The organism is Aureibaculum luteum (assembly GCF_003449015.1).
Classification (GTDB): domain Bacteria; phylum Bacteroidota; class Bacteroidia; order Flavobacteriales; family Flavobacteriaceae; genus Aureibaculum; species Aureibaculum luteum.
On sequence record NZ_QRGD01000003.1, the window covers coordinates 113,370 to 126,452 of the forward strand.

Sequence of the window (13,083 nt, forward strand, 5' to 3'; positions counted from 1 at the left end):
AATAAATGAAATCAATTTTAAAGCTTACCACCATTATTTTCTTAATGTTGGCTATTTCGTGTACCACAAAATCAAAAGAGAAAAAAATCCTTGTTTTTACCAAAACAGCAGGATTTAAACATAAATCTATACCCGCTGGTGCAACCGCTATCTTAAAAATGGGAGCTGAAAATGGATTTTTAGTCGACACTACTGATAATGCCAACTGGTTTACGGAAGAAAAACTAAAAACCTATTCTGCAGTTGTATTCTTAAACACTACTGGTGATGTTTTAAATCAAAGTCAACAATCAAATTTTGAACGTTATATTCAAGCAGGCGGTGGTTATGTAGGTATACATGCTGCCACTGATACGGAATATGATTGGCCGTGGTACGGAAAATTAGCTGGTGCTTATTTTGTAAATCATCCAAAACAACAAGAAGCTACTTTAACTATAGTTGACAATAAACACATCTCTACTCAACATTTAGATAGTACTTGGATTAAACGTGATGAATGGTACAACTTCAAAAATATCAATCCTGACATTAATGTTCTAATAAAAATTGACGAAAGTAGTTATATAGGCGGTAAAAATAATGGAGACCATCCTATAAGCTGGTACCACGATTATGATGGTGGTAAAGCTTTTTACACTGAATTAGGACATACAGATGAAACCTACAAAAACCCTAAATTTATCGATCATTTATTAGGAGGTATACGCTATACCATTGGAGATAACATTTTAGATTACGGAAAAGCAACCACAGAAAAAATACCTGAAGAAAATAGATTTGTAAAAACGGTATTAGATTTTAACCTTGATGAACCTATGGAATTGGATGAGTTACCTGGAAAAGGTATCTTATTTATTGAAAGAAGAGGTACTTTAAAATTATTTGACTTTAAAGAGAACAAAACAAAGGAAATTGCCAAACTAGATGTGTTTTATGGAAATGAAGATGGTTTATTAGGCTTAGCCGTCGATCCTAACTATGAAGAAAACAACTGGATTTACCTCTTTTATTCTAAACCAGGAGATGAACCTTTACAGCATATTTCTCGTTTTGATTTAGTTGATAACGAACTCATACTTGAGTCTGAAAAATTATTACTTGAAGTACCTGTTATAAGAAAATGTTGTCATAGTGGTGGTGCATTAGAATTTGGCCCAAAAGGCAATTTATTTATAACGATTGGCGACAATACCAATCCATTTCAATCTGATGGATATGCTCCCATTGATGAGCGAGAAGGTAGAGCACTTTGGGATGCTCAAAAATCCGCTTCAAATACCAACGATTTACGTGGGAAAATTCTAAGAATAAAACCTGAAGATAATGGCACCTATTCTATTCCAAAAGGAAATTTATTTCCAGAAAGCACTGATAAAACCCGTCCAGAAATTTATATAATGGGTAATAGAAATCCTTTTCGACTTTCAATTGATAGTAAAACAGGTTTTGTATATTGGGGAGATATTGGCCCTGATGCTGGGAAAGATAATCCTAACAGAGGACCTAAAGGAATGGGTGAATTTGACCAAGCTAGAGAAGCAGGATACTATGGCTGGCCATACACTCGAGGAAATAACCAACCCTATAATGATTTTGATTTTACCACAAACACATCAGGTCCAAAATTTGACCCAAATAATATCATCAACAACTCACCAAACAATACAGGTCTTAAAAAATTACCGCCTGTAAAAGAATCACAAATTTGGTTTTCTTATGATGCCTCTGAAGAATTTCCATGGTTGGGAATTGGCGGCGTAAACCCAATGTCGGGTCCCGTTTTCCACAAAGATGATTCGCCAAATGCAAAGGAAACTTTTCCTGAGTATTTTGAAAATAAATTATTCGTCTATGAGTGGATGCGTGACTGGATTTATGTGGTTACTTTAGATGATAATTATGACTATGTAAAAGCGGATGCTTTTATGCCAAATTCTGAATTTTCTCATCCTATGGATATGATTTTTGGTTCTGATGGTAATATGTATGTTTTAGAATATGGTCAATCTTGGAATTCAAGAAATATGGATGCTCGTTTAGACCGTATTGAATACATTAAAGGGAATAGAAAACCTATCGCTACGATTAAAAATGATCATACGATTGGAGGTGAGCCACTCACTATAAATTTTAAAGGTGATTTGTCTGAAGATTACGACAATGATGAACTAACTTATGAGTGGTCTTATAATGGCGATATTCAATCTACGGAAATAAACCCAACAATTACTTTTGACAAGATTGGCACCTATACTATTGAACTAAAAGTTACAGATAAGTCAGGCGAAAGTGCAACGGCTAGTCAAAAAATACTTGTTGGTAATGACATTCCTGAAATTACCATTACAACAGATGAATCCAATCCTTTTTATTGGAAAGGAAAAACTGTTGCTTATGATATTTTAGTAGCAGATAAACAAGATGGTACCACCACAAATAATGGTATAGACCAAAAAGATGTTAAGGTCTCTTTAAACTACATTCCGCAAGGTAGAGATATGGTAAAGGCTACCATAGGTCATCAACAAATCATAGATCCTGAAGGTAAAACAATCATTGACAATGCTGATTGTAAGGCTTGTCATGCTATTGATAAAAAAGTGAACGGACCAAGTTATAAGGATATTGCTAATAAATATAGTAAAAAGGATATTGGATATCTGATTAACAAAATTTTAAATGGAGGTTCAGGAGTTTGGGGTGAAACCATGATGGTAGCACACCCTACCTTAAGCACAAGTGATGCAAACAAAATTGTTGAGTATGTTTTATCATTAAAATTAGAAAGTGATGACACCAAATTATTACCGTTAAAAGGAACCTTAGCTTTTAATGAACATGATACAAATGACAAAAATGGTATTTATATTCTAACAGCTTCATATACCGATAAAGGAAAAGAAGGTTTAGAAAGTGCTGAATTAACCGGGCGTAAACAACTCATTTTTAAACCACCTTACCTAGAAGCTCAAAAAGCAAATAAAAAAAGCGAAGGACTAAACAATTGGAAGGCTAAAGGTTATTCTTTGGTGGGCTCCATTAAGGATAATTCATTTCTAAAATTCAACAAAATAGATTTGAACGGGTTGAAAAGTATCGATTTTACAGCATATTTTGGCGAAAATTATGATTATAAAGGAATATTAGAAATAAGAATTGGTTCAAAAACTGGTCAATTAATTGGTACAACAAAATTAGATTATTTTAGTAAGGGTAAAGGTGAATTAAAAGCATATAACATAAAAATTATGCCTACAAATGAAGTTACAGACTTCTTTCTAGTCTTTAAAAACGGAGCTGATAAACAGCAATTTATTTGTAATGCAAATGCAATACAGTTAAATTATTAGATTGTCATAGTTCCCTTCTTGAGAGGGACAAGGGGCTTGTTTTTAATTAATTTTCACATTATGATGTCAGGTTGAGCGGAGTCGAAACCTAACTTTATGTGTTAATGATGAGTTCTCTCCCGAATATCTCGAGACGATCGAACCGACACAGTACTTTTTTTTAATAAAATGACATAGAAATAATGATATAATGTAACAAAATAACATTTAGAACTACTAATAATACCAAATCAACAACATGATCTCAAGATTTTTCAGCTTACAATGGAAACAGTTTTTCCGCTCTTCATATTGGCAAAAAAGCATGGCATTAAATATTGTAATGGTATTTTTTGCATTGTACTTTATACTCATGTTTTTAGGACTTGGCTTTGGTCTTTACCCTATATTAAAAGATAAATTTCCGAATCAAGACCCATTGCTAATTGTTAATGGATTTTTATTCTATTGGTTATTGGGCGATTTATTAATGCGATTTTTCTTTCAGAAATTGCCGGTAATGAACATAAAACCGTTGCTAACTTTACCTATAAAAAGAAGCAGTATTATACATTATGTTTTGGGTAAATCAGCCATTTCATTTTTCAATTTTTTACCATTATTTACGGTTATCCCTTTTGGTGTTATATTACTAATAAACGGATATGGAGCTACAGTAGTTTTTACTTGGATGCTTTTGATAATTACCCTAACACTGATTACTAACTTTTTAAATTTTATTATTGAAAGTAAATCTGCAGAAACGGAATTGTCATTTTTACCAATCTTAGCTTTTTCAGGAATCTTATTTGGACTTACCTATTTTAATATTGTTTCATTTAATGACTTAGTGGGTAGTGCTGTAAATGCCATCACTGCAAATCCGTTCTTATTAATTATTCCAATAGGGATGTTAATCTTATTATATTATACCAACTTCATATCTTTAAAACAGAAATTATATATAGACCGATCGCTAAAGGCGAAAACGGAAATAGCCACCACAACAGACATGGCTTGGACCCGAAGATTTGGCTCTGTAGCTCCCTTTTTACAACTTGATTTAAAATTGCTATGGCGTAACAAAAGACCCCGTTCTTCAGTTTTTATTGTGGCCATTGGTTTGCTTTATGGATTGATTTTTTACCCGAACCCTGTATATCAAAATATGGTTAGTTTTTATGTTTTTGTAGGGATTTTTGTAACTGGAATTTTTATGATCAATTTTGGTCAATTCATTCCTGCCTGGGATAGTGGTTATTACAAATTACTGATGAGTCAAAACATTAAATACAAAGAATACCTCAATTCAAAATATACGTTAATGATGATGAGTGCCATTTTAATGTTTGTAATCAGCATACCTTATGTTTATTTTGGTTGGAAAGTATTAGTGGTTCATTTTGCTGCTATGATCTATAACATTGGAGTTAACACGCATGTGCTTTTATATGGAGGTTCTTTTAATCGTAAAAAAATTGATTTAACCCAACGAGCTGCTTTTAATTACCAAGGTACAGGAGCTGTTCAATGGATTATCGGATTTCCTTTAATGATTATTCCGATGATTTTCTTTTACATTCCTTATAAGTTTATCAATTTTGAAGCAGGTATTGCAACCCTTATCATTTTAGGAATTATTGGAATTGTTTTTCATGAAAAAATAATGAAAGGTATTACCAAAAGATATATAGACACAAAATATAAAATGATTAATGCCTTTGATCAAGATAACTAGCAGATAGTAGCAGTAACAGTAGCAGTAGCAGTAGCAGTAGCAGTAGCAAAATTAAGGCATATTAAAATTTACACGACATGATACAAGTAACAAATATTTCAAAAAAATACGTACAAACCACGGTTTTACAATTAGAGAATTTAGAAATCCCGAAAGGACAATCGTTTGGATTAGTTGGCAATAACGGTGCTGGAAAAACTACTTTTTTTAATCTATTGTTAGACTTAATACAACCTACTACAGGTGCTATTACAAATAATGAAATTCAAGTTGACAAAAGTGAAGATTGGAAACCTTTTACAGCAGCTTTTATTGACGAAAGCTTTTTAATTGGTTACCTAACCCCTGAAGAATATTTTTACTTTATTGGTGAATTACGTGGTATGAATAAAGCCGATGTAGATACTTTTTTAGAACCCTTTGAAGAATTATTTAATGGTGAAATTATAGGTAAACGTAAATATTTACGTGATTTATCTAAAGGAAATCAGAAAAAAGCCGGTATTGTAGCTGCCTTAATTGGAAACCCTGAAGTTATAATTTTAGATGAACCCTTTGCTAATTTAGATCCAACTACACAAATTCGTCTTAAAAAGCTACTAAAGTCTTTAACAGAAGAAAATAAAGCTACAATTTTAATTTCTAGTCACGACCTTGGTCATGTTACTGAAGTTTGTGAACGTATTGTGGTGTTGGAAAAAGGTGAATTGATCAAGGATATTGAAACTTCAGAAGCTACTTTAAAAGAATTAGAAGGTCATTTTTCAGTATAAAATTCTATCCCCAGCCCTCTCCGAAGGAAACGGAGCTTATTCTAGAAACTAATTTAGTCCCTCATCTAATATTAAACATATAATTGTCCCCTTGAGGGGACTTTAGGGGTGTTTACATTACAAAAGACATTCAAATAGGTTTCCTGTTTTTAAATAAAAATTAATCTTTATTTTAATACCTAATTTTCTTATGTATATAAAATATTTATGTATAATTGATATATGGGAAATCAGAAATTATATAAAGGTACACTACAAACCATTATCCTACAACTATTAGAACAACAGGATAAAATGTATGGTTATGAAATTACCCAAAAGGTAAAAGAAATAACCAAAGGTGAATTAAAAATTACGGAAGGTGCCCTCTACCCTGCTCTTCACAAATTAGAAGCTGAAGGCTTGTTAGATGTTGAAATCATTAATATTGGCAATCGACTTCGCAAATACTACAAGCTTACGGAACAAGGCACTAAAGAAACGGTAAATCGTTTGGCCGAATTAGAGACTTTTTTAAAGACCATGCAAACTATTATTAATCCTAAATTGGCTTAATATGGAGTTAACCAAAGAACATATAGAATCACTCTTTACTTTCACAGAAAAGCATTATGTAGAATGGTATGACCTGCAAACCGAATTGGTAGATCACTTAGCGAATGATATAGAACAAATATGGAAAGAAGAACCTAACTTAACATTTACAGAAGCTCGAAACAAATCTTTTAAAAAGTTTGGGGTAATGGGTTTTTCTAGTGTGGTTGAAAAACGACAAAAGGCTCTTAATCTTAAATATTGGAAGTTAATTCTAAAAGAGTTTAAATTATTTTTTAGTCTCCCTAAAATAATCCTTACCGCCTTTTTAATAGTTTCTTACTTTTCTATTCTTGATTATTTACATGACAAAGAAACCTTTATAGTAATTTCCTTAGTATTGTTAGCTCTTATTGAATTAATATTTGTTTTTTACAGTTACAAAAAAATTAAAAGTAAACAAAAAATCACTAAAAAAAATGGCTTTTTGAGAACACATTAGTTTCCTTGGGAGGCATAGGCTTTGCCTTCAGTATATTTCCCTTACAAATCTTCAATTATATTAACGATAATATTACTATCAATTACTGGGGACAATGGGTAACAGCAACGGTCATTGTTTGTTTTGGTATTTTTCTATTTATTGCCATAAAAATTATTCCAAAAAAAATGTCAACATATATGGTTAAAAATTATCCAGAATATCAACCAATTTCATAAAATTTGAATTTTTCAATGCCAAAGGACAATAATCCCTTAAATTTGTAGTTACACTACTAGACAAATTCGAATTTTGATTAAAAAGTTTCCCCTCTGGCTTTTCATTAGTGCATTTTTACTTATTCTCATTAGTTGCTCAACTAAAAAGAATAATCTGGTAAGTAGAAACATGCATGCACTATCTACCAAGTATAATGTGCTATACAATGGGCAAGTTGCTTATGATCAAGCCAAATTACAATTAGACGATAAATATGATGATAACTTTTGGGAGTTACTTCCAATTGAGCCACTAAAAATTGAAGAGGATGATAAGGACATTTTAATTAATCCTTCATCACCACCTAAAGACAACAATGGCGATACAGAAAGTACAGCAACTGGTTTTGAACGTGCAGAAGAAAAATCTGTAAAAGCCATTCAAAAACATGGAATGGACATTCATGGTAAGGAACGAAATAGACAAATTGACGATGCTTATTTATTGCTAGGAAAGTCGAGATATTACTCACAACGTTTTGTTCCTGCTTTAGAAGCATTTAATTTTGTACTAGAAAACTATACTGAAAACGACCTAAAAGACCAAACTCGAGTTTGGCAAGCGAAAACATTAGTGCGTTTGCAAAATGAAGAACTGGCAATTGAAACCCTGCAATACTTATTAAAAAACTTAAACTTACCGTTAGAGCTTGTTGAAGATGGTCATACCACAATGGCAATGGCATATCAAGCTTTAGACAGTACTGACTTAGTAATAAAGCATTTAGATAGTGCTGTATTATTTTCTGTAGATCCTAAGCAAAAATCCCGAAACCTATTCATTCTGGGTCAAGTTTACAGAAACGAGCAAAAAATTGATTCTTCAAATCTCTATTTTGAGAAATTGATGAATTTCAAAAAAGCTCCGCTACGCTATCAAGTACATGCAGAGATTGATAGAGCTAAAAACTATACAAAAGAAGACAGTACGGCTTTGTTTTTAGCACGATTTAAAAAACTAATTAAAAATAGAGATAATAGACCTTTTCTAGATGAATTGTATTATCACAAGGGACTCATAGAATCTCAAAATGATAGTATAAAAATTGGTTTAGAAGATTTTGAAAAATCATTAAGAGCAGTAAACGGAATAGAATACCAAAGGGAATTGACCTATGAAGCCATTGGTAATATTTATTTTGATAAAGCTAAATTTGAATTGGCTGGTGCCTACTATGATAGTATTATAGGTATTACCAAAAATAAAAATGAAAAACGTATTAGACGTTTGGTTAGAAAACGTGAAAGCCTTGAAGAAGTAATTACCTATGAAGCTCTGGCAAACACAAATGATAGTATTCTAAAAATAGCCGCACTACCTAAAGCAGAGCAAGAAGCTTTTTATCAAGGATACATAGACAGTATTAAAAAAGTTGATGAATTGGCTAAAATAAAACTAGAAAATGCTTTAGTGAGCACCACTGGTTTTGGAAATCTATCAGACGATTCTTCTAAAAGTAGTACTAAAGGTGGTAAATTTTACTTTTACAATAACAATGTTGCAGGTTTTGGAAAACAAGAATTTAAGCGATCTTGGGGTAATAGAGCTTTAGAAGACAATTGGAGAATATCTGCGAAGAAAGCTACGAGGGATAACACTAAGAAAACCGAACTGTTAGCTGTTGAAGATAATTTTGACACCTCTAAAAAGTACGAATTAGATTATTATATCAGTAGAATTCCTTCTAAAAAAAGCGAGTTGGACAGTATTACCTTTTTACGAAATGATGCTTATTATAATTTAGGAATAATTTATAAAGAACAATTTAAAGAATACCCTTTGGCTGCAGAACGGTTAGAAAAACTATTAACATTTAATCCTGTTGAAAAATTAATTCTTCCTATAAATTATCATTTATATAAAATTTATGCTAATTTTGATGAAACGAAAAGCAATAAATACAAAAACGTTGTAGTTTCTAATTATCCGGAGTCTAGATATGCGAAAATCATTCTAAACCCAGAAAAAGTATTAGCTTATGATGATGCTAATTCACCAGAAGCAATATATAACGACATTTATTGTAATTATGATTTTCAGCATTATGTTGAAGCTTATCAAAAAACGAAAAAAGCTATAGAACGTTTCAAGGACGAACCTATTATTCCGAAGCTAGAGTTGTTAAAAGCTCATATATTAATGAAAACTATAGGTACTGAAGCATTTAAAGAAGCATTAAGTTTTGTTGCTTTAAGTTATCCGAATACTGAAGAAGGTAAACGTGCTGTTGAAATTTTAGAGAATTTTGATAGTGACTCAGCAAATTCAGGTCAGTAAGTAGTAACAAGAAAGAGAATTTTATTGCTCCCCTACAAGTAATAAAAAGTTAAATGAAGTTTAAATTTAAAAATTAAATTATGTTTTCTGAAAAAAAGACAAATCCAGGACAAGTATTAGAGAGAAATATTATTGGTAAAAATTCTTCATTTGTAGGTGATATAAAATCTGATGGCGATTTTAGAATTGATGGTAACGTTAAAGGTACTATTAAAACATCAGGTAGAGTTGTTATTGGTAAAGAAGGTTCTGTTGATGGAACTATTGATTGCAGTAATGCTGATATTGAAGGTAAATTTTCTGGCAATTTAAATGTTGACGAATTGTTATCATTAAAATCAACCGCTACTATTAACGGAGAAGTTGTATTAGGAAAACTTTCTGTAGAACCTGGTGCAAATTTCAATGCTTCTTGTAATATGAAAGGTAACGTAAAAGCACTACGAAATGAGCAGCAACAAAGCCAACAACAAAGAAAAGCCGAAAAAACAGCTTAATACTTACGCTAAATTTTCTGGTATAGCCATTCAAATGTTTGCTATCATAGGTATTGGTTCGTATGCTGGGGTAAAGTTGGACGAACATTTTCCAAACACACACAATATCTATACAATTGTATTATCTTTGGCGTCTGTTTTAATTTCGATATATATCGTTATTAGACAGATAACGCACTCATCTAAAGATAAATGAATACAATTTTTAAGAAAAGACAAGGTTCTTTTTTATTAAAACTATTATTTTTTACAATAGTCCTTTTTGCGGTACATAGTTATTTAATCCATTATTTTTATGATGGAAATCTTTTCTTCCCACTATGGCAAATATATGCTTTTCATTGTTTAGTAACCTTTGCTATTTATGGCATTATTAATTACAAACATTCAGAAGGTAATACTCAAGTTTTTAATATATTTATGGTTAGCACATTGCTCAAAATGATAATCGCAATTGTTTTTTTGTTACCATTACTACTTTCTGATTTTGAAAATAAAAAACCAGATGTTTTTAATTTCTTTATTCCGTATTTTTTATTTTTAGCATTTGAAGTCTTATATATAAGTGATTTATTGAAAGGAAAATAACCTTTCATATACAAAACTTTTACTTAAAATTTATAATAAAATAATATTTGCCATTTAATTAAATGTCCTTACATTTGCACGGAATTTTAAGAGATATATTTTTAATTGAATACGTAATGCAAATCAACACCTTTAGATTTTTTTTATTAGGATTGTTATTCTCCATTTCCCTTAGCGGATTCGCCTCAGGCGAAGAAAAAACTGGGGACGAAAAGTTCGACCCTAAAGAAATGATTATGCATCACGTAAAGGATGCTCATAGTTTTCATCTTTGGGATTGGGACGGACACCCAGTTTCTATTTCCCTTCCTGTTATATTATGGACGGATAATGGATTGACTACTTTTATGTCATCTGAATTTCATCATGATAACTCAGGAACGCATATTGTTGAGAAGAATGGCGGTAAATTTGTTAATCTACATGAAAAAGTATATCAGCTAAATGATGGTGAAACAACTGTTGCATTTGATGCTGAACACCATCCGACTAACGCCGTAAAACCTTATGATTTTTCCATTACTAGAAATGTATTTATGATGTGGGTTTCTGTATTGGTACTATTATTTATTTTTATTGGTGCTGCTAGACGTTATAAAAAATCTGAAAATTTTGTACCTAAAGGTATTGCAAGTTTTGTAGAACCTTTAATCGTTTTTGTAAGAGATGAGATTGCCGTACCAATGATTGGCGAAAAAACATATAAAAGGTATATGCCTTATTTATTAACCATTTTCTTCTTTGTTTGGATTAATAATATATTTGGTTTAATACCTATTATAAACGGAGCTAACGTAAGTGGTAATATTGCATTTACCTTTACCCTTGCACTATTCACGTTTATTATTACAACTTTGGTAGGTAATAAAAATTATTGGAAACATATTTTCTGGATGCCGGGAGTTCCTGTACCCATGAAAATTTTCTTAATGCCTATTGAACTAATAGGAATGATGGTGAAACCAATCTCATTAATGATTCGTTTGTTTGCTAACATTACAGCAGGTCACATTATTATATTAGCATTAATGTCTTTAATATTCGTATTTAAATCAGTTGCTGTTGCACCTGTATCAATTGCTTTTGCATTATTTATTACGGTTATTGAGATTATAGTAACGGCTATTCAAGCCTACATATTTACAGTATTGTCTGCCCTTTATTTTGGTATGGCAACTGAAGAAGAAGAACATTAATAATTAATTTTAAATATTTAAACTATGAGTTTAGCATTATTACAAGCCACTGAGGCCATGGACGTAGGATCTATTGCAGCTATTGGAGCTGGTTTAGCAGCTATTGGAGCTGGTATCGGTATTGGTAAAATTGGAGGACAAGCTATGGAAGCTATGGCACGTCAACCTGAAATGCATGGAAAGATTCAATCATCTGCTTTAATTTTAGCTGCCTTCGTTGAGGCGGTTGCATTGTTTGCAGTGGTAGTATCATTTCTTAAGTAAAAAGAAATAAAAGTGTAACGGTTGGTTGCACTTTTATTTTTGTTTAAAATTAATATATAAAAAATATAAAATGGATTTAGTAACTCCTGGATTAGGACTTGTTGTTTGGACTGGTATCACCTTTATTATTTTATTGATTATTCTTAGAAAATTTGCTTGGAAACCTATTTTAGGTGCAGTAGGCGAAAGAGAAGACTCTATAAAAAATGCTTTGTTAGAAGCTGATAAAGCTCGTCAAGAAATGGAAAATTTAAAATCTGATAATGAAAAGATTTTAAAAGAAGCCCGTGCAGAAAGAGATGCTATGCTTAAAGATGCTCGTGAGATGAAAAATAATGTAATCTCTGAAGCTAAAGAAGAAGCGAAAACTCAAGCTAATAAAATTATAGAACAGGCTAAAACTAGTATCCAAAACGAAAAATTAGCAGCTATTACTGATTTAAAAAATCAAGTAGCTGATCTTTCAATAGGCATTGCAGAAAAAGTCTTAAAAGAACAACTTTCAAACAAAGACAAACAGGAAAAGCTGGTTGAAAGTATGTTAAACGATGTAAAATTGAACTAGATGAAGCATTCAAGAGCTGCCATAAGATACGCCAAAGCTGTTTTAAGTCTATCGTTAGAATTAAAAAAAGCCGACACTATTAATGAAGATATGCAATCTATTGCTTCTACTATGGAGGGTAGTAAAGAATTGCAAATTATGTTGAGCAGTCCTGTAATAAAATCAAAAATTAAAAAATCTGCTTTGTTAGCAGTATTTAAAAATCTTGATAAAATATCAATCAGTTTAATTGATCAACTTATTGAGAATAAAAGATTACCTATATTATCGCAAATCGCAAAACAATACATACTAATTTACGACCTTCATAAAGGTTCTGAAGTAGCAAAAGTTACTACGGCGATTCCTTTAACTAAAGCTTTAGAAGAAAAAATACTCATTAAGGTTAAAGAAATTGTAGGTAAAAAAGTTAGTATCGTAAATATTATTGATCCATCAATCATTGGGGGATTTATTTTACGTGTTGGCGATAAACAATTTGACGCTAGTATTACAGGAAAAATGAATAATTTACGTAGAGAATTTGAACATAATCATTACGTACCAAAGTTATAATAAA

Annotated in this window: 13 protein-coding genes; all 13 read left to right on the forward strand. The window is 31.4% G+C overall.

All coding sequences use genetic code 11. The annotated features are described in order from the left end of the window. Positions 1-5: 5 nt before the first annotated feature. A complete protein-coding gene (locus tag D3P13_RS08870; RefSeq protein WP_117881496.1) occupies positions 6-3,353 on the forward strand; it encodes a ThuA domain-containing protein in 3,348 nt (1,115 codons plus the stop codon). 238 nt (positions 3,354-3,591) lie between these two features. Continuing rightward, on the forward strand, positions 3,592-5,070 hold the full coding sequence (locus D3P13_RS08875) for a DUF5687 family protein (protein ID WP_117881498.1): 1,479 nt from the start codon (positions 3,592-3,594) through the stop codon (positions 5,068-5,070). Between the two features lie 77 nt (positions 5,071-5,147). Continuing rightward, the gene (locus D3P13_RS08880; RefSeq protein WP_117881500.1) at positions 5,148-5,843 is read left to right on the forward strand and encodes an ABC transporter ATP-binding protein; all 696 of its coding nucleotides are present in this window, start codon (positions 5,148-5,150) and stop codon (positions 5,841-5,843) included. Positions 5,844-6,065: 222 nt separating this feature from the next. Further along, positions 6,066-6,398 carry a PadR family transcriptional regulator gene (locus tag D3P13_RS08885; protein ID WP_117881502.1) on the forward strand — a complete coding sequence of 111 codons (333 nt, stop codon included), beginning with the start codon at positions 6,066-6,068 and terminating at the stop codon, positions 6,396-6,398. A 1-nt stretch (position 6,399) separates the two neighbouring features. Next, a complete protein-coding gene (locus D3P13_RS08890; protein WP_117881504.1) occupies positions 6,400-6,879 on the forward strand; it encodes a hypothetical protein in 480 nt (159 codons plus the stop codon). Positions 6,880-7,170: 291 nt separating this feature from the next. Beyond that, positions 7,171-9,414, forward strand: a complete 2,244-nt coding sequence (porW, locus tag D3P13_RS08900) for a type IX secretion system periplasmic lipoprotein PorW/SprE (RefSeq protein WP_449374874.1) — start codon at positions 7,171-7,173, stop codon at positions 9,412-9,414. An 80-nt stretch (positions 9,415-9,494) separates the two neighbouring features. Then, positions 9,495-9,911 (forward strand): bactofilin family protein, encoded by a 417-nt coding sequence (locus D3P13_RS08905; RefSeq protein WP_117881509.1) that lies wholly within the window; start codon positions 9,495-9,497, stop codon positions 9,909-9,911. Further along, complete coding sequence (locus D3P13_RS22435; RefSeq protein WP_117881511.1) at positions 9,862-10,107, forward strand: AtpZ/AtpI family protein; 246 nt, start codon at positions 9,862-9,864, stop codon at positions 10,105-10,107. The genes D3P13_RS08905 and D3P13_RS22435 overlap by 50 nt, the downstream gene beginning before the upstream one ends. Then, positions 10,104-10,499 (forward strand): hypothetical protein, encoded by a 396-nt coding sequence (locus D3P13_RS08915; protein ID WP_117881513.1) that lies wholly within the window; start codon positions 10,104-10,106, stop codon positions 10,497-10,499. The genes D3P13_RS22435 and D3P13_RS08915 overlap by 4 nt, the downstream gene beginning before the upstream one ends. A 116-nt stretch (positions 10,500-10,615) precedes the next feature. Then, complete coding sequence (gene atpB, locus D3P13_RS08920) at positions 10,616-11,695, forward strand: F0F1 ATP synthase subunit A (protein WP_117882230.1); 1,080 nt, start codon at positions 10,616-10,618, stop codon at positions 11,693-11,695. 57 nt (positions 11,696-11,752) lie between these two features. Further along, entirely contained in the window at positions 11,753-11,959 is a 207-nt protein-coding gene (gene atpE, locus D3P13_RS08925) for an ATP synthase F0 subunit C (RefSeq protein WP_117882232.1), read from the forward strand. Positions 11,960-12,029: 70 nt separating this feature from the next. Next, the gene (locus tag D3P13_RS08930; protein ID WP_117881515.1) at positions 12,030-12,524 is read left to right on the forward strand and encodes a F0F1 ATP synthase subunit B; all 495 of its coding nucleotides are present in this window, start codon (positions 12,030-12,032) and stop codon (positions 12,522-12,524) included. After that, entirely contained in the window at positions 12,525-13,079 is a 555-nt protein-coding gene (gene atpH, locus D3P13_RS08935) for an ATP synthase F1 subunit delta (RefSeq protein ID WP_117881517.1), read from the forward strand. The last annotated feature ends 4 nt before the right edge of the window (positions 13,080-13,083 follow it).